Source organism: Flavobacterium sp. JAS (assembly GCF_020991455.1).
Classification (GTDB): Bacteria; Bacteroidota; Bacteroidia; order Flavobacteriales; family Flavobacteriaceae; genus Flavobacterium.
Genome location: NZ_JAJMOX010000001.1, coordinates 127,236 through 153,977, shown reverse-complemented (window position 1 = coordinate 153,977; position 26,742 = coordinate 127,236). Strand labels below are relative to the sequence as shown.

Below are 26,742 nucleotides of genomic sequence, written 5' to 3'. Positions count from 1 at the left end.
TTTAAGGTTAATTATATTTAAATTATAGATTTTCTTTGATAAAGTTAGTCATTTTATTATAAAGCTGAATTCTCGTTTTTCCGCCATAAATACCGTGGTTTTTATCTGGATATATCTGAGAATCAAATTGCTTGTTTGCCTGAATCAAAGCTTCCATCATTTGCATAGAATTTTGCACATGAACGTTATCATCACCAGATCCGTGAATCAACAAAAACTTCCCTTTTAATTTATCAACATGATTTATTGGAGAGTTTTGATCGTATCCGCTTGCATTTTCTTGTGGAGTCGTCATGTATCTTTCTGTGTAAACACTATCATAAAAACGCCAATTTGTTACCGGAGCAACAGCGATTGCCATTTTGAAAACATCATTTCCTTGAAAAATACAGTTTGAAGCCATAAATCCACCGTAGCTCCATCCGAAGATTCCAATTCTTGAAGCATCAACATAAGAATATGCACCAATTACTTTTGCAGCATCAATTTGATCTTCTACTTCGTATTTTCCTAATTCTTTCTGAGTAACTTTTTTAAAATCAGCACCTTTAAAACCAGTTCCTCTACCATCAACACAAGCTACAATATAACCTTGCTGTGTAAGTGAAGCAAACCAATAATCGTCACTATTGTTCCAATCGTTATTTACTTGTTGAGATCCCGGACCTGAATATTGGTACATGAAAACAGGATATTTTTTTGAAGGGTCAAAATCTTTTGGTTTCAAAATCCACGCATTAAGTTCATTTCCTTTACTTGTTTTTAAAACAAAAAATTCTTTTGTTGGCAAATTAAAGTCTTTCAACTTATTTGCAAGTGCCTGATTATTCTCGATAACCTGAATTTCTTTTCCTGCTTTTGCCTCGTTTAAAGTATAAGTTGTAGGCTGAGAAGCGCTTGAGAAAGTATTAATGAAGAATTGGAAATTTGGGCTAAAAGTCGCCGCATTAGTTCCAGTATTTTTAGACAAACGCACTTTGTTTTTTCCGTCTAAAGCAATGCGATAAATATCTCTATTGATAGAACCATTTTCTGTAGATTGGTAGAAAATAGTTTTTGTTTTTTCATCAAATCCGTAGTAAGACACTACTTCCCAGTTACCTTTAGTAACCTGATTTTTAAGTTTCCCAGTTTTATCATAAAGATAAATATGATTGAAACCGTCTTTTTCGCTTGTCCAGATAAAGCTATTATCTTTTAAGAAAGTCAAATTATCCGTAACATCAACATACGCTTTGTCTTTTTCATTCAAAACCACTTTAGCCGCAGCCGTAGTTCCATCAACAAAAAGCAAATCAAGATTATCCTGGTGACGGTTTAAAACCTGAGCAGACAATGTATTATTATCATTTGTCCATTTTAATCTTGCAATATAAAAGTCGTTATAATTTCCTAAATCAACTTTTTTAGTAGCATTTGCAGCTGCATCATAAATATGTAATGAAACTACCGAATTTTTTTCTCCCGCTTTAGGATATTTAAAAGTTTCAATTGTTGGATATAAATCTTTGTGAAACATTGACATCGAAAACTCTGGAACAGCACTCTCGTCAAAACGAATATAAGCTAATTTTTTACTGTCTTTACTCCAGTCAAAAGCCCGGACAAAAGCAAATTCTTCTTCATAAACCCAATCCGTAATACCATTAATGATCGAATTTTTCTTTCCGTCAGTAGTAACGGCAGTTGATTTTTTTGAAGCTACATCATATACATAAAGGTTATTCTCTTTAGCATAAGCGATTTTAGTTCCGTCAGGTGAAAAAGTTGGTTCCTGAATCTGAAAATCAAAAAGCTTTGTTAGTGATTTAGATGCAATATCATATAAATAATAATCTGCAGTAAAAGAGTGACGGAAGATTTTATTAGTATTAACGGCAATTAAAATCTTTTTTTCTGATACATCAAAAGTATAACTATCAATACCTTTAGCAAGTTCCTTATGATTTTTAGTATCTATTAAATCTGACACTTTCTTTAAGGTTCCAAAATCATATAGACCAATTTGCATACTTCCACTGGCTTGATCCAAAACAGTGTATTGATCAGTATTTTTTAGGGATTTCAATTCAACCATCCCTTTTGCCTTAAAAGCACCGCCATAAATATTCTCGACAGTAATTTTTTGTTGTCCAAAAACAGTGGCAACAAATAACAAAAGTATAACAGTAATTTTACTTGTATTCATTTGAATTATTTTAAATATAAAAAAGAGCCCAATTTTAGTAAAAAAAATAAACATAATACACATTTCAAGTGTTAAATGTTAAAAAAAATAACGATTGCGTAGTTTTCAATTTTAAATAGATTTCAAACAAAACTCTTAAATTGGTATCTTTGTCGCAACAATATTATTTAATACACTGAGAATGAACAACGCAGTTGCCGGATTTTCTAAATTATCCAAAAAAGAAAAAATAAACTGGATCGCAAATACCTACTTTTCTGAGCCCCAAGAAGCCTTAAATATTATAAGAAATTACTGGAATTCAGACGAAAAGCTACAACAATTGCATGACGAATTCATCGAAAACACAATAACCAACCTATACATTCCGTTAGGAGTCGCTCCAAATTTTTTAATTAACGGAAAATACAAAACAATTCCGATGGCTATTGAAGAAAGTTCTGTGGTTGCCGCTGCCTCAAAAGCAGCCAAATACTGGGCAACACGCGGAGGTTTTAAAGCCACCGTAATTGATACCGAAAAAATCGGACAAGTACATTTCACTTTCAATGGAGATGCCCAAAAATTACAATCATTCTTCGATCAAATTAAACCAAAATTCTTTTCTGACACTCAAAGCATTACCAAAAACATGCAACAGCGTGGCGGCGGAATTTTAGACATAAAACTAAAAGACAAAAGAAGTTTATTAGAAAACTACTTTCAGCTTCACGCTACTTTTGAAACAAAAGACAGCATGGGTGCCAATTTTATAAACTCTTGTTTAGAGCAATTTGCCACTACTTTAAAAGAGGAATTTCAAAATTCTGATCTATTTTCAGACCATGAAACACTCGAAGTAATTATGAGTATTTTGTCTAATTATGTTCCAAATTGTCTAGTTAGAGCAGAAGTTTCATGCCCAATTGAAGATTTAACTGAAAAACACATTCCGAATCCGCAAGAATTTGCCGAACGTTTTATTCAGGCAGTTCAAATTGCCGAAGTTGAACCTTTTAGAGCCGTTACGCACAACAAGGGCATTATGAATGGTGTCGATGCTGTAATTCTGGCAACCGGAAATGATTTTAGAGCTGTAGAAGCCGGAGTTCATGCTTATGCTTCAAAAAATGGTCAATATGCAAGTTTATCCCACGCCAAAATCGAAAACGAAGTTTTTACTTTCTGGTTGGAAATTCCATTAGCAATAGGAACCGTTGGCGGATTAACCTCTTTACATCCGTTGGTGAAATTAAGTTTGGAAATACTCGAAAAACCATCTGCAAAAGAATTAATGGAAATTGTAGCAGTTGCAGGTTTAGCACAAAATTTTGCTGCTTTACGCTCATTAACCACAACCGGAATTCAGGAAGGCCACATGAAAATGCACTTAAACAACATCATCAACCAATTTGAAGCAACTGACGAAGAACGCCATTTAATTAAAACTCATTTTAAGAAAAATGTAGTTTCACACAGCGCAGTTGTAGAATTTATTGAAAATATCAGAAAATAACCCAAATTATAAATCCCAAAAAAAGTATAGTTTCTGAATAAATTCCAAATTCTAATTATTGTTGGAATTTGGGATTTCATCCTGAAGCTTTGGAATTGGAATTTATTTAAAAGCACATCGGGTCTAAAAAACACGGAATGAAAACAACCTTTTACAGTAACGGAAAACTCTTAATTACTGGCGAATATCTAGTTTTAGATGGCGCCAAAGCTTTTGCGTTACCAACAAAATTTGGACAAAATTTAATTGTAGAAAACGGTTCAAACAAAGAAATCCAATGGAAAAGTTACGATTTTGATCAACATCTTTGGTTTGAAGATATTATTTCTTTTTTTGAAATTATAGACAATACTCCAACCCAAATCGAAACGGTAAAAAGCACTTTAGTAAATATTTTACACGAAGCTTTTCTTTTAAATTCGGATTTCATAAATAACGCCGAAGGTTACAAAATAAGCACACAACTTACATTTCCTAAAAACTGGGGATTAGGCACTTCATCTACTTTATTGAACAACATTGCTCAATGGACCAAAATAGATGCTTTTACGCTTCTTAAAAACAGTTTTGGAGGCAGTGGTTACGATATCGCATGCGCGCAAAATAACATGCCAATTATATATCATCTGGAGCAAACTTTACCAGCAGTCGAAACAATTCAGTTTAGTCCTGATTTTACTAAAAATATTTACTTCATTTACCTTAATAAAAAACAAAACAGCAAGGCCGCAATAAATGCTTATTACAACAATAAGAATCAAAATCTGGCTCAGAACATTCTTGACAATAATAAAATTACCGAAGCTGTACTAAACGCAAAAACTTTAAAAGAATTTGCCTTTGCTTTAGAAAAACATGAAGTCCACTTAAGTAATATATTAGAACTGGAAACTATAAAAGAAATTGCTTTTCCCGATTTTAACGGAGTTATTAAAAGCCTTGGTGCCTGGGGCGGCGATTTTGTAATGGCTGTTTCAAAAGAAAACCCAACAGCCTATTTTAATTCAAAAGGATATGAAACGATCCTTACTTATAACGAAATGATTCTACAGTAATAAATAATCTAAGCAATTTGCTTAAAACAAAAAAAGTGAACTAATAGTTCACTTTTTTTGTTTTCGTATGTTTTGTTTCGAGTCTGCGAACCTTTTGGGTTTCCATCTCATTTGTTTCAATAAGCGTGTTATGTAAACGCTCGGCCATTTTTTCTATACTATTATTAATAGAATCATAAACGACTTCCATTCTTCGATGTTTCTCTTCTTTTATAGCTTTTAAAACATCCTCAACAAAAAGTTTATCATATTTTTCGGCAACAGAATCACGAGTATTTGTCAGTCTAATAACGTAATCGTTACTCAAGACTGTAACTTTAAAATGCTGTTCCTCATTACTTAAATAATACTTACCTCCCAATTCATCACAATTGATATCAGTATTACTAAGTTTTAAAAGTTCCGTAATTATACCAAAAATATGATTTTCAATTTTGGTATATACCCTAGGCTTTCTTCTTAACAAATTAAACATAAAAAATACAAAATATTTGTTTATCCACAGTACTCGATTATTATCTCCGTTAATTATAATTTAGCTCAATACCTTAGGGGCGGAAGTTATCTTGTTAAATCGCAGCAAATTAACTGTAATAATTTTAATATCACAAATTTTTAAAATTTTATTTCTATTATTCCTATATACTTTAAGAAAAGCAGCTAAAAATTACTACAAAATCCTCACTGTTTTCCAAACAAAAACCCCGAAACATTCAAATGAACGTTTCGGGGTTTTTATATGTTTTTATTTACTTACTAAAAACTAGTAGTTAAATTGCAATCTGTTATCTTCAATTTTAGCATTGTTTTTCAACGCTGGTAAAATTCTGCTTGCGTCAGATGCACTTTGAGCTTTTACTTTAGCAACATACTCTGCGTGGTTAGCAACTGCAAGAGCTTTAACTGTACTAATGTTTTTTACAACATAAACTCCAGTGTTTCCTTCAATTGGTGCAGAAAGTTTATTTGCAGTCAAAGCAAATGCATTACCTACAACTTTTGGCTCTTGTCCTACTCCTCCAGGTAAAACCGGGTTATCCATAGTAACATTAGCCGCTTGTTGAACAGCTACACCAGCACTTTTAGCAATAGCTTCAAGGCTAGACCCTGTCATTTTAGCTTTTAACATTTCAGCTTTTTTCTTGTTTTTCAAGATTGGCTCAACATAAGGTCTTGCCAAAGTAACAGATACTAAACCTGATTTGTTTTCGCTTTTGTATTGAGCAATTACGTGTCCAATATTAGCGATTTCAAAACGTTTTACATCACCTTTACTTGTTTCTTTGTCATATGCCCATCTGATGATGTTACGTTGGTTTCCTAATGGACCAAACGCTTCATCCATAGCTTTTGCAGTTACCGGAGCAGCAACTTTTAAACCTAATTCTTTAGCAGTAGCATTAAAATCTTTATTAGCAGCATCCATTTCAAATTTAGTTGCCAATGTAAATACTTTATCAGAAGTAACTTCAGATGGCTCAATTTTTTGAGCGATAGTAGCTAAACGAATTCCGTCTTGTTTATCTGTAATTTTGATAATGTGAAATCCGAAAGGAGTTTCAACTAAACCAATTTTTCCAATTCCGTTATTGAATACAAAATCATTGAATGGTTTTACCATTTGGTTTGGACCAAAATATCCTAAATCACCACCTTGTTGTGCAGATGAGTCATCAGAACTTGTAAAAGCCAACATCATGAAACTATCAGGATTAGCCTGAACTTGTGCTAAAATTTCTTCAGCTTTAGCTTTAGCTTCTTCTTTAGTTCTTTTTTCTTTAGCATTTGGAGTTTGAGATCCATCATAAGCAATTAAGATATGACTTGCTTTTGCGTTAACACCAGCTTTAAATCCTAAAGATTTAGAGATAGCATAATATTTTCCGTAAACATAAGGACCATAAATTGCTCCTGCAGGCAAACTGAATAATTTATCAGCATCAATAGCTGGTAAAGCATTTTTAGGAACGTATGTAGAATCGTAAGGAACATCAGAATTTGAGTTTACGAATTCAGCAATGTTTGTAGCACTTTTGAAACCTGGCAATGTATCATTTTTACCAGTTTTTGCATTGTACTCTACTCTTCCGTTTAATAATGCTGTGATTTTAGCTTTAATTTCAGCTTCGTCTTCTTTTGAAGCTTTATCTTCTACTAAAACGTATTGAATTTCACGAGTTTCATCCGCTTTGAATTTTTTCTCGTTTTTCTTCATATAATCAACGATTTCTGAATCAGAAATTTTCACATCACTATCTTTAATAGAAGAATATAATGCAGCAGCATAAGCAAAGTTTACTTTGTTAGCTTCCATTTCATATTTCAACTTTCCTTCACTTACAGTTGTATAAAGTCCCGCTTTTACAAGTGTATTGTAGATTTGATATTTTGCGTTCAATTCAGCATCTTTCTCTTTTTGAGAAATATATTGAGCTGCTTCAGGATTTGCTTTGAAGTAATCTTTAAACTTTACAACATCAAACATTCCTGCAGCATTTAAGAACATTGGGTTTTTACCAATATTTGGATCTGCTTTTAAAACCTCAAGTAAGTGTTTTTCACCAACTCTCAATCCCAATTTATCAAACTGAGAAGACAATAATGCGATTGAAACTTCTTGATCCCAAACTCTGTTTGCAGCTTCAGTGGAAGTAATTCCTTGACCACTTTTTTCAACATTACTAACTTTAACTCTAAAGTCTTCAAATGAAATATCTTTTCCATCGATGCTTCCCACATCTTTTGAACTTTGACCAAATGTTCCTCTTGTGAAAAGATCTTGTATTATAAATGCAAATAATGCAAGTGCAATAACTCCTATCAATAAAGCGGAACGCTGTCTAATTTTTGCTAAAACTGCCATTTTTATTATCGTTAATTTTATATTCAGTTTGCGAAAATACAATTATCTAGTTAATAACAATACAACTAGCGTTTTATTTTCAACAATTTTTTTTATTAATTTAAAAAATCACTCTTTTATTGTCATTTTGACTAATTCAATTTTCTTATTTGTTGCCTCTTCTATCACAAAATGATAGTTGTCAATCATGATTTCATCGCCCTTTTGAGGAATTTCTTTGGTATGATTAACAATAAAACCTCCTAACGTTCCGTAAGAATCTTCTTCTGGAATCATTAACTTATAAGTTTCATTCAAATACTCCACATCCAAACGTGTTGAAAACAAATATTTCCCGTCTTCTAATTCCTTCTCAATCAGCTCTTCTTCTTCTGAATCGTGCTCATCTTCGATTTCTCCAAAAAGCTCTTCTACAATATCTTCGATAGTAATAATACCAGATGTTCCTCCGTATTCATCTAAGACTACAGCCACATTTTTTCGCTTTTTAATCAATAAATCCAAGGCGTCTTTTATCAAAATTGTTTCCGGAACGAACTCAACAGTCATTAGAACTGATTTAATCGTTTTTGGCTTCTTAAACAAATCAAAAGAATGTACATATCCCACAATATCATCGAGCGAGTTTTGACTTACTACAATCTTAGAATACCCTGTCTCGATAAACAATTCCTTAAGATCTGTTATACTATCAAACAAATCTACATCCACAATTTCTGTACGCGGCGTCATAATGTCGCGGGCTTTTACACCGGAAAATTCTAAAGCATTCTGAAAAATCTGAATTTCAGAATCTACTTCTTGATCATCTTCAACAGAACTCATTTGTTCTGTAATATAATTTCCGAGTTCTATTTTACTAAAATACAACTGAGCCTGATCTCCTTCTGTTTTGAAAAATTTTCTCAAAACAAAATCTGAAATCCAAATAAAGAAAGTCGAGATGAAATAAAATAATCTATAAAATAAATATGCCGGAAGCGCAAAAGCTTTAATCAATGTATTGGCATAAATTTGAAAAAAAACCTTGGGAAGAAATTCAGCTGTCATCAAAACTATAAAAGTAGATACTATAGTCTGAATCAATAAACTGCTGAAATCAGAGAAATGAAATCCTAATTTGATGATACATCTTAGAATTAAATCTCCCATAAAAAAACCATAAACCACCAAAGCGACATTATTACCAATTAACATCGCGGCAATAAACTTCGAAGGATTTTCGGTAAGTTTTGTTAGGATTTGAGAAAGAAAATTATCTTGTTTTTTTTCAATTTCAAGATAGATTTTATTCGAAGAAATAAAAGCAATTTCCATTCCCGAAAAAAAGGCCGATAGTATTAAACATAGTATTATAATACTAATTTCCATTTTTACTGTTTTTTGTTACGGTCGTCAAATTTCTTCACAAACTTCCTTCTAAAGAAAAACATAAACACAGCCATTCCTGCAATTATAAAACTCAAAGATGAAGTATCGTTTCCTTCGTTTAATTTTGTAATTCCGTCATAAACAAAATAAACCGCAAAAGCGATGTAAACGTATTGTGTATATTTTAAATAACCCATGATGTATTTTTTTTATTCTTCTGATGATTCAATTTCGCCACTTACTCGTTGCGAATTAATCACTTTAAAATCTTTACTAAAATCTATTCCTTGTCCGTACGAAACTCCTTTAGCATCTGTAAGCTTGAATTTTCTTTCGGTATAAAACCATTCATTTTTCTGATCAAAATACAATTGTTCTGTTTCCAGCATTTGACCAGCTTCAGACGTAATTTTGACCTTTCCCTGCAAATCTATTATGCCTGTAGTTTTGTATGAAACAGCATAATTTGATCTTATAAAGGTACGCTTTTGTTTTTTATCGTATAATGTAACATCAAGACCTAAAGGGAATTCTGTAAAAGGAAAATCCAGATTAGAATAATCTAGCATTTTTCTGCTTATCAAAACCCCGGTTATACGTCCCGAATCAGTATATTTAATATTAACCGTATCAGCATCACTGCCCGGAACAAACTCAGAGAAGTTAATTTTCTGAACTTCCTTAAAATTACTTTCGCATCCAAAAAACAGTGTCACAGCGAGAACTGTGACAATATTTATAATATATCTCTTTGGTAAATTCATTTGCCAAATGTAGTAAATTGTACGTGCTTAAAAAAGCCTAAGAGTTTATGCTTAATTGTATTTATTCTTAATGAACCATTTATCATTGAAAGAGAAACTTACGCTAAAATTTACATAATTTTCCTGAACCAGATTTGAAGAAACGGTACCTCTTTTTCCGAATTCAACACCAAAATTAATGTTTGAAAATGATCCGGGAATTGGAACTCCTGCACCTAAAGTCATACCAACATCTTTTATTGACTCATTGTTGATTATTAAACCTATTTTCTCGTATTTCAATCCGGCTCTATAGGTAATTCTGCTTAAATAGTTTGAGAAAGAAGTATAGTTAGGAATATAATACCCACCTACAGCATATTTTTGATATTTTTCATAACGTACATTTTGCTCTGAATTGTAATAATTCGCAAATTGCCCGTCTCCTTGAAAAGCCAATGTAGTACCTACTAACCATTTTCTGGCTTGCCCAATACCAGCTCCAAATGTTAATTTGCTTGGTAATTTCAAATTATCTTCATGCGGATCATACGTTATAGGATCCGGATCGCCATCAACTGCGATAACTCTTGTCGTATTTGAATTTAGTGTGGTTGCAAAAGCATAACTCAAACTTGTAAACAATTCTAACTTTTTATTAATCTTTGTTTGATACATTGTACCAATACTAAAGCTAGCACCAGACAACTCTGCAGCATTTGATTCCTGTGTTGAATTTTGAACACCTGTAAGAAGCTCTACGCTTGTTGTTGTAATTTTTCCCCAATTATATTGAACATCTGCACCAATATTCCAATTCGGCTTTATTTTATATCCTAAACCAAAGTAAGCTTTATTTATACCTCCGGTTCCACTAAGCTGAGAACTTGTTGCTCCTTCAGTATCCGTTCTGTCGTTTCTAATTTTATATCCAACTGAAGATACCGGGATCAGACCAAATGATGCTCCAAATTTCCCCATTGGGATTCCAACTGCCAAATAATCAAAAGTAGATCTCTGCGCTTTTGCAGATTCTGTATTAGTCTTTAATGTAGACGTTCCAAAAGTTCCTCCAACAGTAAAAGTTGTTTGAAGCAAACTAGCATAACTCGCCGGGTTATCAATATTTAAGTGAATACTATCCTGCTCTACCGCAACTCCAGACATAGATCTGTTTTCAAGAGTTCCTTTAAATCTTACGTCTCCAATTCCGTAAAAAGAATATGGAGATGCAGTACCTTGTTGAGCGAATGAAACGAACGAGATAAGCAAACAAGCGCTTACTATAATTTTTTTAATCATTGTCGATTTTATATTGAAATGTTTGGTTCAAACTCTCCAGAAGGAAATTTGAATTGGCAAATATGGTATTTTTTAATCGTTTAGCCAAAAATTCTGCATCACCTCCCGTTAAAATTATTATAAAATTTGAAAAGTTTGCTCGATATTCATCGATAAAACCATCAATCTCATAGACGAAGCCATTGACAACTCCTGAATGAATGGCTTGTGCAGTCGAATCTCCTATATAGGATTCGGGCGCCTCCAAAGTCAACAAAGGCAGTCTGGCCGTGAAATTATGGAGTGCCTCATATCTTAAACGCAGGCCCGGAGAAATTGCTCCGCCCAGATAATTATCATTTTCGTCGATAAAATCGTAGGTAATACAAGTTCCTGCATCAATTACTAATCTATTTTGTTTTGGAAACTGCAAAGTTGCCCCCGATGCCAAAATCATTCTGTCAATTCCTAAAGTTTTTGGAGTTGCATATCTATTTATAAAAGGAAAAACATCCTCATGGGTAAAAAAATGAATATTTAAATCCTTTTCGAATGCCAAAAAAGATTTTTTTTCGACGTTTCCGACCGACGCAACGATCAAATCGGAGCAATTTTGAAATTTTTTTAAAATTTCTTTAATTTTTTTTTCGAGCTCATTTTTCTCAAAAATGAAATTCTCTAAAACATTACCTCCCTCAAAGACAGAAGCTTTAATTCTTGTATTGCCAACATCAATTGCTAAAACCATATTTGTTTTTTTACCTCTGCGAAGATACGAATTGATTTTTTTTAAAAAATGTTTTGGATAAACGGAAAATGATTCTATCTTTGCACCCGCAATACGCACACAAAGGTACCTTAGCTCAGATGGTAGAGCAATGGACTGAAAATCCATGTGTCCCTGGTTCGATCCCTGGAGGTACCACAAAACCCGAATAGAAATATTCGGGTTTTTTGTTTTATATCCTTTCGGCAAATCCCAAAATTTTTAAAATTCCAAATTCCAAAAAAGCTTAACCGCGAAGAGCGCAAAGGTTTATACAAAGTTCGCAAAGCTATTTATAATTAAGCTTTGCGAACTTTGCGTTTTTTGCTTTTTGTCCTTTGCGGTTAAGAAAAAATACGGTTAAATACAAAGGTCAACAAATAATGCTGTTTTGTTAAAAAAGTATTGATTAAATAAAACTATATCCATTATATTCGTAAAATAATATCTTATACTTTTATTCATTAACAAGAATACAATAGCGTTTTATGAGCAAAACTTCTACAAAAGGCATTTGGAAAGTGATTTCGGCCTCCTCAATGGGAACTATGATTGAATGGTATGATTTCTATATTTTTGGAAGTTTAGCGGTTGTAATCTCGACAAAATTCTTTCCGAGTGACAATCCTACTGCCGCTTTCTTGTCCACATTAGCCACTTTTGCTGCCGGATTTGTGGTTCGCCCTTTTGGAGCATTATTTTTTGGAAGGCTTGGCGATATCATTGGCCGTAAATATACTTTTATGGCTACCTTATTATTAATGGGCGGTTCTACTTTTTTAATAGGATGCATTCCGAGTTATGAAACTATTGGCTTTCTTGCTCCTTTATTAGTTCTTATTCTTCGTTTACTGCAAGGACTCGCACTTGGCGGTGAATATGGCGGCGCAGCCACTTATGTTGCTGAACATGCTCCTGCTGGTCAAAAAGGATATTGGACTTCGTGGATTCAGACCACCGCTACAATTGGTTTATTTATATCCTTAATGGTTATTCTGGCTACTAAAAATGTACTTTCTGCCGAAGATTTTGATTCCTGGGGATGGCGTGTTCCGTTTTGGGTTTCTATTGTTATGGTTGGCGTTTCGTATTTGATTCGGAAAAACATGGATGAATCTCCTGTTTTCGCGAAAGCAAAAAAAGAAGGAACAACAAGTAAAAATCCGTTAAAAGAAAGTTTCGGAAACCGCTATAACCTGAAGTTTGTATTACTGGCTCTCTTTGGCGCTACAATGGGACAAGGTGTTGTTTGGTACACCGGACAGTTTTATGCCATGAGCTTTATGAAAACAGTAATGAATATAGATTCCTCACAAGTTGATGGATTACTTGGAATTGCGCTCTTAATTGGAACTCCGTTTTTTATTGTTTTTGGATGGCTGAGTGATAAAGTAGGTCGGAAATATATTATGATGGGCGGTATGTTGCTTGCTATTTTATTCTATAGACCTATATATAAGATGATGTACAATACAACTGATGTAAGTTATAAAACCGAAATCGTAGAAAAAACAAAACAAACTGTAGAAATTACCAAAAACAACGACTCAATTGTCACCATTAAAAAAGAATTTACAGACGGGACATCATTACTCGAAAAAAGATCGTATGTTGTAAATAAAAAAGAAGCTCAGGTGAGCACATCAATTAACATTAATTCAAGCGACGAATGGACTTTGGTTTTACTGGTTTTTATTCAGGTTCTGTTTGTTACGATGGTTTATGGCCCAATTGCTGCTTTTTTAGTTGAAATGTTCCCAACAAAAATCAGATACACGTCAATGTCATTGCCGTATCATGTTGGAAATGGAATTTTTGGAGGTTTACTTCCTGCTATTTCAACCTACTTTGTAACACATGCAAAACAAGCAGGAAAAGCAGATTTTTATCTTGACGGACTTTGGTATCCAATTATTATAGCTTCTGTTTGCTTTGTAATTGGAATGATTTATATTGATAATAAAAATAAAACGAATCACCTTTAAAACTATATAAATATGAATACGATTAAACAAGGTTTAGGTGTTTTATGGATTCTTCTCGCAATTGCCGCGACTTACTTTTGCATATTTGAATTTGGACTGCCTAAATTACTTTCAGACAAACAAGATGATCTTGTCTTTGGCATTATCATTCTTTTTATCCTTACTCCGTTAATTGTTTTAGGACTGGGAACTTTTGGCTATTTTGCCTTGATTGGTGAATATAATGACAAAAAGAAATAAATCTAAAATACACCTTAAATCAAAAGGGTTGTCTGTTTCCAGACAACCCTTTTTTCATTACTAAACAAAACCAAACTTTATACCTTTTCGAATACTAAAATCATATTCTAAAAACTATTTTTTTATAAACTTAATCACTCGAACGTTATCGTTCTCATCAAAAGCTTTTACGAGATATAATCCTGTTGTTAAATCACTTACTCCAAACTGAAAATCTAAATTTCCGTGTGTTGTAAAACTTTTTACCAATTGACCAGAAATTGCATAAACCTGAACTTTGGTTGTTACAATATCTAAGGTAAAATAATTAGCAACCGGATTTGGATACAAACTAACAGTATTTCCTTTTTCGAAATTTTCGATGGCTAAATTAGCCTGTTTATTACCATAGATTCTGTACTCTCCAGCCGGTATACTTATCGTTGCATTTACGTCTGTTACATTAATAGTTGTATTATCCATTAAATTCGTCCAAACTCCTGCGTATGGGAATCCTGTTGCAACATTCTTTGCTGTAAGATCAAAATTAGCAAGAATCAAAACGTCTTTTAATTGCGCTGAAGTTAAGCTGCTATTCGTAATTTTTATATTGATGCTTAGTGAATTTGGACTTGAAATAGTAGACGTTCCTAAAAACACAGGTTCTGTAGTTTTAAGGTTAATCATTTTTGCCCAATCATAATAAATCTTGTTTCTATTTGTATCTCCTAACCAATTATTCACCCATTGTGGCTGTGGCTTAGTATCTAATTTACAATCTCCGGCAATTGTAGCCGAAGCATCGTTTACAGTACCATTATTACAAGTATAAATAGAACTGTCCCATCCTAATTCTCCAAAATGCCAAATCATTTTTGGTCCCGGAATCAATAATGAAACCGCTCCAATTGCTGACATTCTTGACAAAGCTGTATTTAATGTTTTTACATTATAAGTTCCGTTTGAAGCTCCGTATTGAACATTTTTATACATCAAACGTTCTTCGTCATGACTTTCTGCATAACCCATTAAACGATTTGCTGTAAAACCACGACTAGAGCTGGCCATTCTAGAAATATCGCTACTCGTAGCATATCCCATTGACAACTGATTGTATTGGTCTGTCATTTTCCCCCACATCATCACCCCTTTACTTGGTGTTTCATTGACTCTGTAGTTTGCCCATTCTTTTTCTTCAGTATCAGTTCCCAGATGTTCAAAAATAGTATAATGTGTAGGATCAAGACTCCAGGAATAATCTGCGTATTTTTTTAAAATATCTACCCTGTCTTGTTGATATGCATTTGTACAATTTTCGTCTGATGCTGTACAGGCTTGTGTAAATCCTTTGGTTAAATCCCAACGGAAACCATCAATTTTATATTCTTCAATCCACTGTTTGATTACTCGATCTACATAATATTGTGTTTTTAGCGATTGGTGATTAAAATCTTCTCCAACACTATAACTATGTTTTGCAACGGTATTAAAATAAGGATTTTCAGCTGTTGGCGAACCAAAACCATCTCCATCAGGATCGTTCATCCACATTCTAACCATTGGATTACGTCCAAAAGCATGATTTAAGGCTACGTCAAGGATCACCGCAATTCCGTTTTCATGACACAAATCAATAAACTCTTTTAATTTATCTGAAGTTCCATAAAATTTATCCAAAGCCATGTGAAATGAAGTATTATAACCCCAACTTTCATTGCCTTCAAACTCCATTACCGGCATTAATTCGATTGCATTTATTTTAAGTGTTTTAAAGTAATCGATTTTATCAATTAAAGTTTGATAGTTTTTGTTGGCATCAAAATCACGAATCAAAACTTCGTAAACTACCAGTTTATCTTTTTCAGGTTTTGCAAAATTTGTTACTTTCCAATTGTATGGCGTTTGTCCCGTTTTCAGCACTGTAACTTCAAAGTTTTGTCCTGTTGGATAAGCTGGTATATTTGGATATGAGGCTGAAGGAATCGAAGGGTCATCAAAAGGCGATAAAACCAACGTTGAATACGGATCTGCTGTTTTTACCAATGAAGGTGAATTTGCAATTGGCGTTGCTTCAACCACCCAATATTGATAGGTATTATTTACACCCGAAACCAATCCTGTTAATTCTAACCAAAATTTCCCAGAAGCCGGATCTTTTTTCATGGCATACGCCGATGAAGGCTGCCAATTATTAAAACTTCCTGCAACGTAAACAAAGTCTTTTAATGGTGCATCTAAAACCAAAGTTGCTTTTGTAGCATCTGTTGCATTATAATTAATTCCGTCAACTAAACCCGCAGGCATGTCTTCTGAAATTGTATTTGGATTTACAATTGCTGTAAATTTTTTCGTAACCGTTGTAGATCCTTGAGTTATACTTAATTCATAACTTTGGTTTTCTGTAATGTTGGTATGATTAAAAGTGTAATTAGATATATCTGCACTGGTGTTGATTACTGTTCCGTTAGCTTTTAGAGTATAAGTCGCCACACCATTTGTGTTTGTTGCCGCAATATTCAAATTTCCTCCGCTTGAAACAATTGTATTACTATTCTCTACAGGAGCAGTCAATGTTACTTGAAAAGAACCCACATTAAGAAAAAAGTCACCGCAAGATGGGGCTAATTTTAATGTTTGAGAGCCATTAGCGCTTCTAAACACAAGACCCATTTTAACTGCAGTAGTTTGTTGGCCAGATGTTAATCCAAAATACACACTTGGCGTAATTGTAATACTCCACGTTCCATTTGCATTTTTCGTCATCAGACCCACACCGTCATCGACACCCCAATTTCCTTTTGTAGTCTGCCACGGATTCGTTTCTGTACCTATTCCGGAATGCATATAAACTTTTGCAGGATTAGTTCCCATTGTGTTACATGTACTTGATGTAAATGAAGCCGTAATAGTTATTGGTTCGTTAACCTGAAACACGGCTGGCGAAACTGTTATTTGCTGAGAATTAGTAACTATTGATAGTAGAAAGAAAAATAATAGTAATGTTTTTTTCATAATTTAAGTAATGTGTATTAAAGCAAAAAATGAGATAATTAATAAAGATATTCTATAAATCGTAAATCTACTATAGCGTTTTCGAAATGACCTTACGCAAACGTTGTAGTGTTCAAAACTTTATCTTAAAACTCTGAGAACTACTCAAAAAAGGATATTTTTCAGACAGAAAATGAAATTTAAAAATGATACTTTTTATCTGTATTTATTTAACAAATAGCCCTTTATCATTATACTAATTTTCTGAACTGATAAAAATCGCATAAAAAAAGGGCTGTCTTTCGACAACCCTTTTTAATATTTATTTTATGCATTACAATCCTGAAACAACAGCTTTTCCATCAAAATTAACTGTTAATTTTGGTTTAGCACCAGCAGTAACTACAAAGTTTTTTCCTGTACCACCATCACCAACAAAAAGTAAATCACCTACATTGAATGTCCATTCACCACCTTGACCATTTACTCCGTTAATGAAGTTACCAGTATTTTTAGATCTGAATTTCATTTCTCCAGCAGTGATATCAGTTCCTGCATAAGCCCATGTGTTCGTTGCAAAATCATAGCCCATTGCAGTTTCTGAATCCCATCCACCATTAGTAGCGGCACCAATAACACCCCATTGCATTTTTACAACTTTAACTTTCATTGCATCCATATCAACACGTACATAATACAATCCTGCACCATCAACTTCAGCAACTTTAAGATCGCTACTAGTACCTTTATTAATTAAAGTAAATTCTTGACCACCAGAAACAGCTGGAACAGTACCATCAGTACCATAGTTACCATTATCCCATGTTTTTCCATCACCTGTAAATTTGAATCCGTCTCCAACTGCAACTTTTACATAAGCTTCAAAAACTTTTGTATTAGTTTTAGGATCACCAACATATTTCATTGACAAACCATTTTTCTCATCCCAAGCCGATTTACCATAATAAGCTTGTGGTGCACCAACTAAAAATAATTCAGGAGTATTAAAAATAATTTTTTCGTATGCATTGATTTTCATTAATTGTGTTAATGAATATCCTATCACTTGAGATTTTTCAGCAATTGCTTTAACACGTACGTCAAATTCAGCTAAAGTGCCAAACTTAACTTTAGCTTTTCCATTAGAAACCAACTCAAGACTTAATCTATTAACAGCTAAGTTTAAATCTCCAAAAGTAAAATCTTTTGTAGTTGTTGATACACTTGCTGAAAATACATCTACCGCACTAGAAAAATCACTTCCCGCAGGAGCAATCTGAATATAGTAGCTAACTGGCCCTTGATATTCTAACGCCGCTGCAGACCATTTAAAAGTACCTGCCTTAACATCTTCATTCACACCTTCCTGAGAAACATATTGAGCTGGTGCCGGCAATGCTTCTAAAACTGGTACAGTTACTATTTTTTCTCCTGGGTATACATTGATACTTGGATCGTCATCACTACATGAAGTGAAAGCAAAAGCTATTAATCCTAATAATAAAAAAGTTAATTTTTTCATTTGATTTTATATTTTTAATTTATTAATATCCTGGGTTTTGTGGCAATAAATTTTGGTTTGCATTAATTGCAGATTGCGGAATTGGGAACAATCTGTGGTTGGCATCAGTGTCTGATTTCTCCCACCAAGTGTTTTCATATTTACCGTTACGGATTAAATCCTGACGACGGTGTCCTTCCCACATCATTTCTCTACCTCTTTCAGCTAAAATATCATTCAATGTATATCCGCCAGTTTGCGCAATACCTGCTCTTGCTTTAATTTCATTCACTAAAGCATCACCGGCTCCGGCACCATTTAACCAAACTAAAGCTTCTGCTTTCATCAACTTAACATCTGCCAATCTGAAAAGTGGAAAATCATTACTAAGGTTATCTTTTGCTCCTGAAGCAATTTCCCATTTTACTGGTCTTGCTCCTGCCATTCTAATTTGCTCTTGTGTATTAGTTCCTAATGACATTTGCAGATTTGGAATATTAGCTGTAAAAACCAGGTTTGCATTTCCAGATTTAGGATCTTGGATATTATCACCTGCTTTTGTTTTTTGCTGACCAACAAGAATTCCTGCTAACCTTTTATCACCAGCCGGAAATGTATTATAGTGTGCTTCTAAAGTTGCAAATCCATTCCAAGGAGCTGTACTCATACCGAATGTTTGTTGTGACAAATCAATCAAAGTACGCATATGAAGGTTGAATCCTTTATAAGTATCCTGATCAAAAGGTATTGTATAGATATTCTCTTTAGAATTTTCGTTTTGAGTTGCAAATGGTGCTAAAGGATTTGTTTCTAATGAATATCCTAATGCCAATACTTTATCACAAGCTGCAATAGCTTTGTCCCACATTGCAGTTCCTGTATAAACCTTTGCATTCAAGTATAATTTAGCCAAAAGTGTATAACCCATACCTTGAGTAATATCACTTCTTACAACACCGTCATCACCTTGTTTTGGCAACGATGCTACGTTATCTTCAACATCCTTAACAATAGCTGCAAAAACTTCTGCTCTAGGAGTCTTTTTTGGAAATTCATCCGCACCTGAAAAAGTAGTTGGGAAAGCAACATCTCCAAAACTGTCAATCGCTAAGTAATAGTAATAAGCTCTTGAAACTTTTACCTGAGCCAAAACTTTAGCTACTCTAGGATTTGCTGCAGCAGCCGGAGTTAATGTTTCAATAGCATAATTAGCTTGTGGCACTGCAGAATAAATCATATTATATAGATTTACTACTGCTTCAGTATTTGGTCCCCAAGTATGTCTTGATAAAGCTCTCCATTTTCCACCATCGTCCCAGTCTGCTCCTCTTGTAGGACAAACTGCTTCATCAGAACTTAACTCTTGAGCAAACCACCATCCGCCTCCATCAAGCATTGCCTGAGTTTTAGCAAAAACCGGAGTCGCCAGATTCAAAGCTTGTTCTGTTGTTTCAGGATATTGATCTCCTGTCAAATACTCGCTATTTGTTGTATCCAGATCAGTACAAGAAGAGAAAGCCAAAAAGCTAAGTCCTAGTACTGTTATTTTATTTTTTAGTTTCATGATTTTTGTATTAAAATGAAAGATTCAAACCAAATGTTAAGGTTCTTGTTTTAGGATAGTTATTGTAGTTGTCTATTCCAAAAAAGATTTCTTTATTGTCTTTTCCTCCAGAAAAATTAACCTCAGGATCTGCACCACCGTAATTTGTCAACGTAAATACATTGTTCATAGAAGCATAAAAACGAAGTTTTGAAATTGCTTTAGCAAATGTTGGATTTACGAAAGTATATCCTAAGTTAATGTTGTCTAATTTTATGAAACTAGCATCTTCAATATAATAAGACAATGCACTGTAAGCTCCTTGAATTCCGGCATCGTTTAAAATTAATGCCTCATTGTTTACACTTCTTGTACCCACTTGGTCAGGGTTACCAAAAACCTGGTTTGTAGCGTTATAAACATCATTACCAACAACAGCTCTAAATGACATACTCAAATCCCAGTTTTTGTATTTAAAATAATTGCTCCATCCCATTTCAAAATCTGGCAAAGCATTACCAATTACTTTTTTGTGATCATCAGAGTTAGCTACATCTTCTAAATAATGAAGTTGATTATCATTTCCTTTAATTAACCATTTACCATTAGATACACCAGCATATTCATATCCAAAAAATGTACCTAATTTATATCCAGCTTGCATTCTTTGAGTTGGAACTCCAACCAAACCAGGTCCTGAAATATATCCTGTGTTAATGAAAGAATAGTTGTAACGTGCGTTTCCTAAAGCCACAACATCTTGTCTGTTTTGTGTATAAACTACAGTAGTATTCCAGCTAAAATTATTGTTCTCAATTACTTTAGCGTTTAAAGTTGCCTCAATACCTCTATTTTTCATTTCTCCACCATTAATAAATGTAGTATTTGAAAAATTCGTCTCTGTTGGTACGTTTGTATTAGCGATCAACATATCAGTAATTTTTTTACTGTAAAACTCAACTGATCCAGAGATTCTGTTATTAAACAATCCAAAATCAAGTCCAAAGTTAGTCTCTGTATTTTTATCCCATTTTAAATCAGGATTAGCATTATGGTTGTAACCGTAAGCAACCAATCCACCTTGAATAGAAGGTCTAACAGCTAAGTCTTTTGCATCAACAGGTAAGTTACTGTTTCCAGAAACACCCCAGCTTCCTCTAAATTTTAATAAATTCAATGCACTTACGTGATCTTTAATAAAATTTTCGTTAGCCACATTCCATGCCACTTGTACAGATGGGAAGTAACCCCATTGATTATTATCTCCAAAAATCGAAGAACCATCTCTACGAACCATTCCGGTTACATAATATTTTGACTGGAAATCATAAGTAGCTCTTGCGAACATACCAATATCTTTACGCTCGTTTTTATAAGAAGTTAAATTCCCTAAAACGATTGTTTCAAAATTCTGGAAGTTATCTGATCCTAAAGTATTAGAAGTTGAGTTGTTAGCTTCCATTGCAAAACCATCACTTTTTGTAGTTCTATAAGAGTAACCTCCTAATAATGTAACATTGTGTGATTCAGCAAATGTTGTTTTGTATGTTAAAGTTGCTTCAACCAAACCTTGCTCCCAGTTTGCATAAGATCTTTTTCCATATCCTAAATAAATTGGCGTTTCTGTAGTACCTGTAAAAATATAATTGTAAGTAGGCTCAAAATAAGTACTTTCACTATCATTTCTTAAATAACTTGTAGAAATTTTACCTGTTAATCCTTTTGCAAGCTCATAAGATATCCCTAAGTTTCCAGAAAGAAATTTAGCATCTCTGTCATTCTGAATATTGTTAACTGACTGCATTGGATTGTAGTAGTTATTAGTCCCTGGTGCTTCAAATAAAGCTCCATCAGGTCTGTAAACAGGATCGGTTGGTAGTCTTTGAAAAGCCTGGTAAATTACCTGATCTTTTCCGTCAGTTCCATAATTCACATAGTCATTGTGCTCAATAGTAGCAGAAAGTCCCATGTCAATTGTCATTTTATTATCAAATGCTTTTTGAGTAAGATTTAATCTACCAACAGTTCTCATTTTTCCAGAGTTTCTAATAACACCTTCAAAATCACTGTTTGAGATCGATCCTCTATAATTACCAGTATCACTTCCTCCAGAAACAGCTAAACTATTTACTTTAGTAAAACCAGTTCTAAAAATTTGATCCTGCCAATCCACATTACCACCATTATCTGTAAAATCGATATTTGGATGTGCTGCTATATACTCTCTATACTTGTCTGCAGATATAAAATCTTGCTCTTTAGCAACTTTATCTGTAGCGATAGAAGAATTAAATTCGATTGTAGTTTTTCCTGTTTTTCCTTTTTTAGTCGTAATAAATACAACTCCATTTGCCCCATCGGCACCATAAATTGCAGTCGAAGCCGCATCTTTAAGAATATCATAAGAAACAATATCGTCTGGAGAAATCGTTGTAGGGTCAACACCACGAATTCCGTCAACTACATATAAAGGCGAACCTCCGGCTGCAAAACCTGCAGCACCACGAATACGAACATCAAAACCTTTGTTTGGGTCACCCCCCTGTTTTGTGATCGAAACACCCGCCGCTTTACCTTGCAATCCCTGAATAGGATCTACCAAAGTCCCCTGATTCAAGTTCTCTGCAGTAACTTTAGATACTGCACCAGTTACGTCTTTCTTTTTTGTAGAACCGTAACCTACTTGAACCACAACTTCTTTAAGTTCGTTAGAATCTTCCTGCAAGATTACGTTTATAGATTTTTGTCCATCATAGATAAGAGAGTAAGTTTTGTACCCAATAAAAGAAACGACAATTTTGTCTCCTTTTTTTACATTAGGTAACTGAAACTTTCCATCAAAATCTGTAGAAGCACCTGTTGGCGTGCCTTGTACATTTACATTTACTCCCGGAATTGGTTGTCCTGACTTTTCGACAACAGTTCCGCTTAAGGTACTTTGAGCGAGTACACTAAACGGCAACAATAGGAATAAAAATAACAACTTTTTGTAAATTGTTTTCATACTTTTTGTTTAAATTAGTTTGAGTTTTAGATTGTTAGTTAAGTTTTTAATTTTACTTCGAATTTCAAAATTAGGAATTTATTAACACGACCAACCAGCTACCATTTTTATTGAGTTACGAAAACGTGGTAGTGTTGAAAACTTTCTATTTTTTGTAATCTTTTAAGTCAAAAATTGTCAATTATAAAAATATAAGATACCTTTATTAACAATTAGATTTTTTTCAAATAACCATTATGAAACGCAAAATAACCCTGAAACAGATCGCAAAAGAACTTGACGTATCTATTTCAACTGTCTCAAAATCATTACGAAACAGCTTAGAAATAGGCGAAGAGACACGTTTAAAAGTGCAAGCTTTTGCTAAGTTTTACAACTATAAGCCCAACAATATTGCCCTTAGTCTAAAAAATCGAAAAACCAAAAGTATTGGTATTATCATTCCGGAAATTGTACATTATTTTTTCTCTACAGTCATCAACGGAATCGAACAAGTTGCCAATGAAAACGGATATAGTGTTGTGATTTGTTTGTCAGATGATTCTTTCGATAAAGAAGTCCTGAATATGGAAATGTTAGCCAACGGAAGTATCGATGGTTTTATCATGTCACTCTCTAAAGAAACGCAATACAAAGGCGATTTTCATCATATTACCGAAGTTATAAATCAGGGAATGCCGGTTGTAATGTTCGACCGCGTGACCAATGATATTTTATGCGATAAAGTAATTATTGATGATAAAGCTGCCGCTTATGAAGCCGTTCAAAGTTTGATTGATAGCGGTAGAAAAAAGATCGCTTTGGTAACCACTGTTGACTACGTAAGTGTTGGAAAACTAAGAACAGATGGTTACGAAAAAGCACTCCTGGACAACGGGTTACCATTCAACGAAGATTTAATCATAAAAATTGAAGACGTAGATACTTGCGAAATAACCATCAGTCAGCTTTTGCACGACAGAGCTTTTGATGCTGTTTTTGCTGTAAATGAACTTTTTGCCGTAACAATTATCAAAACTGCTAGCAAAATGGGACTTAAAGTTCCTGAAGATCTTGCCGTAATCGCTTTTACTGACGGAATTATCTCTAAATATTCAACACCAAGCATTACAACGGTAAGTCAAAGTGGTGAGAAAATGGGGAATAAAGCCGCTAAAATGCTGATCGAAAGACTGGAAGCTGAACATGACGATGACGACGAAGAAAACGAAAATTACACCACAGAAGTTATCGAAACTCATTTAATACAACGAGAATCTACTGACTAAAATTCTTAAAATCAATACATTCTAAAGTCATAAATAATATTTATGACTTTTTTGTTAGCATAAATAAAAAAATAATTTATACTTTTACGCCTGCTCAAAGCTTTTACTTTTACTTCGAAACCATAAGTAAGTTTTGATAAGCAAAGCGCTTATCGTCTAATTAATTTTTTAATTACGATAATGGAAAAGCGTAAATTAAGTTTCTGGGAAATTTGGAACATGAGTTTCGGTTTCTTAGGAATACAGTTTGGTTTTGCACTGCAAAACGCAAATACTTCAAGAATTTTTGAAACTCTAGGCGCTAAAATTGACGAAATTCCGATTTTATGGATTGCTGCTCCCGTTTCAGGATTAATAATTCAACCCGTAATTGGTTATTTTAGTGACAGAACCTGGACTCGTTTAGGCAGACGTCGCCCTTATTTTTTAATTGGAGCCGTTTTATCTTCAATTGCATTATTCATCATGCCCAACTCTCCAACCTTATGGATTGCCGCCGGAACTTTATGGATAATGGATGCTTCGATAAATGTTTCAATGGAACCTTTTCGTGCTTTTGTTGGCGATAATTTACCTGAAAAACAACGCACTTTAGGTTTCGCCATGCAAAGTTTCTTTATTGGAACCGGCGCCGTTGTTGGTTCGGTTTTACCTTATCTTTTTACAAATGTTTTTGGCGTAAACAATACCGCACCCGAAGGAATTATCCCGGATTCAGTAAAATGGTCGTTTTATATTGGCGGAATTGTTTTTCTGCTTTCCGTTTTATGGACCGTTTTTAAAACCACAGAATATACACCCGAAGAACTTCATGCTTTTGAAGCTCAAAGTAAAAAAGACAAAGAAGATCAGATCATAAATCCCGAAACAGAATCTAAAAGTAATATTAAGCGACAATTGTCTATAGGGATATTATTGACCGTAATTGGCGCATTAGTTTCCTTTTTGATTTTCGAAAATAGCCTTGCCAAAGAACTCTATATTCTGTTTGTAGGTTTAGTTTTTATGGGCGTTTTATTTATGCTCGCCTCACAATTAAGAAGTTCTCAAGTTCATAATGGCTTCACGATCATTATGACCGATTTATTAAATATGCCAGTCACAATGAAAAAACTGGCCTGGGTTCAGTTTTTCTCTTGGTTTGCGCTTTTCTCCATGTGGATTTATACTACACAAGCCGTTACACAACACATTTTTGGCACAACAGATACCACTTCAAAAGTGTATAATGATGCTGCTGACTGGGTTTCGGTTTTGTTTACGGTTTATAACGGAATCGCTGCAGCAGTAGCTTTCTTATTGCCAGTTATTGCAAAAAAAGTAGGCGTTAGAGCAACACATTTATTAGCATTATGCGCTGGAGGTGTTGGTTTAATTTCGATTTATTTTATTGGTGATAAACAAATGCTGATACTTCCAATGTTGGGAGTTGGTATTGCGTGGGCAAGTATTTTATCTATGCCTTATGCGATGTTATCAGGCGCTTTACCCGCAGCAAAAATGGGGTATTACATGGGAGTTTTTAATTTTTTTGTAGTAATTCCACAAATTGTAGCTGCAACAATATTAGGATTTGTAATCAAACAATTCTTTCACAATGAACCTATTTACGCCTTAATTATTGGAGGTGTATCCATGATATTCGCCGGATTATTAACCCTTAGAGTAAATAGCAGAACTAAAATTGAAATCCATGAATAATAAAAAAGCATTCATCTTCGATCTTGATGGAGTGATCGTTGATACCGCTAAATACCACTTTTTAGCCTGGCAAAAAATAGCTCAGGCATTAAACATAAATTTCACACACGAAAACAACGAATTGCTTAAAGGAGTAAGTCGCGTGCGTTCGTTAGATATAATACTTGAATTAGGAAATGTTCAGGCTTCGCAGGCAGATAAAGACAAATGGCTAATTCAAAAAAATGAAGATTACTTATCTTATTTAGTTGACATGGACGAAAGCGAGATTCTTCCGGGCGTACTTAAAACGCTGCAACTATTAAAAGAAAAAAACCAAGGAATTGCGTTGGGTTCAGCGAGTAAAAATGCCCGACCAATCCTTGAAAAAACAGGAATCCTTTCGTATTTCGATGTTATTGTGGACGGAAATGACGTTACCAATGCCAAACCAGATCCGGAAGTTTTCTTAAAAGCGGCTCAATTACTAAAAATTGATCCAAAAGACTCAATCGTATTTGAAGATTCAGTTGCCGGAATCCAAGCGGCAAACATAGGGGAAATGGTAAGTGTAGGAATTGGTGAGGAAACAATTTTACATGAAGCTGATTATATTTTTAAAGATTTCACAGAAATCGATTCACAGTTTATCGAGAAACTAATCGGTTAGTGAAGAATGTGGCAATGTGTCAATTTGATAATTAGATAATTCACGCAATCTTGAATTATCTTATTGGCTAATTTAAAATGTGGTAATGTGTCAATTTGATAATTAGATAATTTCCCAAA

At 33.9% G+C, this 26,742-nt stretch carries 19 protein-coding genes and 1 tRNA gene; 8 read left to right on the top strand and 12 right to left on the bottom strand.

Annotated features, from left to right (window positions below; translation table 11 throughout):
• Positions 1-22: 22 nt before the first annotated feature.
• Complete coding sequence (locus tag LPB88_RS00640; protein ID WP_230711894.1) at positions 23-2,188, bottom strand: S9 family peptidase; 2,166 nt, start codon at positions 2,186-2,188, stop codon at positions 23-25.
• Between the two features lie 181 nt (positions 2,189-2,369).
• Here LPB88_RS00640 and LPB88_RS00635 point away from each other — a divergent pair, with 181 nt between their 5' ends.
• Both LPB88_RS00635 and LPB88_RS00630 read left to right on the top strand, forming a co-directional pair.
• The gene (locus LPB88_RS00635; RefSeq protein ID WP_230711893.1) at positions 2,370-3,683 is read left to right on the top strand and encodes a hydroxymethylglutaryl-CoA reductase, degradative; all 1,314 of its coding nucleotides are present in this window, start codon (positions 2,370-2,372) and stop codon (positions 3,681-3,683) included.
• Between the two features lie 137 nt (positions 3,684-3,820).
• Positions 3,821-4,738 carry a GYDIA family GHMP kinase gene (locus LPB88_RS00630; RefSeq protein WP_230711892.1) on the top strand — a complete coding sequence of 306 codons (918 nt, stop codon included), beginning with the start codon at positions 3,821-3,823 and terminating at the stop codon, positions 4,736-4,738.
• 40 nt (positions 4,739-4,778) lie between these two features.
• Here the strand turns inward: LPB88_RS00630 and LPB88_RS00625 are convergent, their stop codons facing one another.
• The 7 genes from LPB88_RS00625 to LPB88_RS00595 form a co-directional block, all read right to left on the bottom strand.
• Positions 4,779-5,213 carry a hypothetical protein gene (locus LPB88_RS00625; RefSeq protein WP_230711891.1) on the bottom strand — a complete coding sequence of 145 codons (435 nt, stop codon included), beginning with the start codon at positions 5,211-5,213 and terminating at the stop codon, positions 4,779-4,781.
• Between the two features lie 288 nt (positions 5,214-5,501).
• A complete protein-coding gene (locus LPB88_RS00620; protein WP_230711890.1) occupies positions 5,502-7,601 on the bottom strand; it encodes a peptidylprolyl isomerase in 2,100 nt (699 codons plus the stop codon).
• A gap of 108 nt (positions 7,602-7,709) precedes the next feature.
• Positions 7,710-8,972 carry a hemolysin family protein gene (locus LPB88_RS00615; RefSeq protein WP_230711889.1) on the bottom strand — a complete coding sequence of 421 codons (1,263 nt, stop codon included), beginning with the start codon at positions 8,970-8,972 and terminating at the stop codon, positions 7,710-7,712.
• Between the two features lie 2 nt (positions 8,973-8,974).
• Positions 8,975-9,169: a hypothetical protein gene (locus tag LPB88_RS00610; RefSeq protein ID WP_230711888.1), complete on the bottom strand. Its 195-nt coding sequence runs from the start codon at positions 9,167-9,169 to the stop codon at positions 8,975-8,977.
• A gap of 12 nt (positions 9,170-9,181) precedes the next feature.
• The gene (gene lptC, locus LPB88_RS00605) at positions 9,182-9,736 is read right to left on the bottom strand and encodes an LPS export ABC transporter periplasmic protein LptC (RefSeq protein ID WP_230711887.1); all 555 of its coding nucleotides are present in this window, start codon (positions 9,734-9,736) and stop codon (positions 9,182-9,184) included.
• A gap of 51 nt (positions 9,737-9,787) precedes the next feature.
• Entirely contained in the window at positions 9,788-11,017 is a 1,230-nt protein-coding gene (locus LPB88_RS00600) for a hypothetical protein (protein ID WP_230711886.1), read from the bottom strand.
• On the bottom strand, positions 11,010-11,744 hold the full coding sequence (locus LPB88_RS00595; protein ID WP_230711885.1) for a type III pantothenate kinase: 735 nt from the start codon (positions 11,742-11,744) through the stop codon (positions 11,010-11,012). The genes LPB88_RS00600 and LPB88_RS00595 overlap by 8 nt, the downstream gene beginning before the upstream one ends.
• Before the next feature lie 104 nt (positions 11,745-11,848).
• On the opposite strand from LPB88_RS00595, the gene LPB88_RS00590 reads away from it, so the two are divergent.
• The 3 genes from LPB88_RS00590 to LPB88_RS00580 all read left to right on the top strand — a co-directional run bounded on the left by LPB88_RS00590 (position 11,849) and on the right by LPB88_RS00580 (position 13,987).
• Positions 11,849-11,921: transfer RNA gene (locus LPB88_RS00590), tRNA-Phe, on the top strand.
• A 329-nt stretch (positions 11,922-12,250) separates the two neighbouring features.
• On the top strand, positions 12,251-13,747 hold the full coding sequence (locus LPB88_RS00585; protein ID WP_230711884.1) for an MFS transporter: 1,497 nt from the start codon (positions 12,251-12,253) through the stop codon (positions 13,745-13,747).
• Positions 13,748-13,759: 12 nt separating this feature from the next.
• On the top strand, positions 13,760-13,987 hold the full coding sequence (locus LPB88_RS00580) for a DUF6814 family protein (protein ID WP_230711883.1): 228 nt from the start codon (positions 13,760-13,762) through the stop codon (positions 13,985-13,987).
• Between the two features lie 114 nt (positions 13,988-14,101).
• On the opposite strand, the gene LPB88_RS00575 is transcribed toward LPB88_RS00580, so the two are convergent.
• From LPB88_RS00575 to LPB88_RS00560, 4 genes are all read right to left on the bottom strand, one after another.
• Complete coding sequence (locus LPB88_RS00575; protein WP_230711882.1) at positions 14,102-16,978, bottom strand: alpha-amylase family glycosyl hydrolase; 2,877 nt, start codon at positions 16,976-16,978, stop codon at positions 14,102-14,104.
• A gap of 313 nt (positions 16,979-17,291) precedes the next feature.
• Positions 17,292-18,479, bottom strand: a complete 1,188-nt coding sequence (locus LPB88_RS00570) for a SusE domain-containing protein (RefSeq protein ID WP_230711881.1) — start codon at positions 18,477-18,479, stop codon at positions 17,292-17,294.
• 22 nt (positions 18,480-18,501) lie between these two features.
• Positions 18,502-20,022 (bottom strand): RagB/SusD family nutrient uptake outer membrane protein, encoded by a 1,521-nt coding sequence (locus LPB88_RS00565; protein ID WP_230711880.1) that lies wholly within the window; start codon positions 20,020-20,022, stop codon positions 18,502-18,504.
• 10 nt (positions 20,023-20,032) lie between these two features.
• Entirely contained in the window at positions 20,033-23,005 is a 2,973-nt protein-coding gene (locus LPB88_RS00560) for a SusC/RagA family TonB-linked outer membrane protein (protein ID WP_230711879.1), read from the bottom strand.
• Between the two features lie 236 nt (positions 23,006-23,241).
• Here LPB88_RS00560 and LPB88_RS00555 point away from each other — a divergent pair, with 236 nt between their 5' ends.
• The 3 genes from LPB88_RS00555 (at position 23,242) to pgmB (ending at position 26,623) form a co-directional block, all read left to right on the top strand.
• Positions 23,242-24,273 (top strand): LacI family DNA-binding transcriptional regulator, encoded by a 1,032-nt coding sequence (locus LPB88_RS00555; RefSeq protein ID WP_230711878.1) that lies wholly within the window; start codon positions 23,242-23,244, stop codon positions 24,271-24,273.
• A gap of 180 nt (positions 24,274-24,453) precedes the next feature.
• The gene (locus tag LPB88_RS00550; protein ID WP_230711877.1) at positions 24,454-25,974 is read left to right on the top strand and encodes an MFS transporter; all 1,521 of its coding nucleotides are present in this window, start codon (positions 24,454-24,456) and stop codon (positions 25,972-25,974) included.
• Complete coding sequence (gene pgmB / locus LPB88_RS00545) at positions 25,967-26,623, top strand: beta-phosphoglucomutase (RefSeq protein ID WP_230711876.1); 657 nt, start codon at positions 25,967-25,969, stop codon at positions 26,621-26,623. The genes LPB88_RS00550 and pgmB overlap by 8 nt, the downstream gene beginning before the upstream one ends.
• The last annotated feature ends 119 nt before the right edge of the window (positions 26,624-26,742 follow it).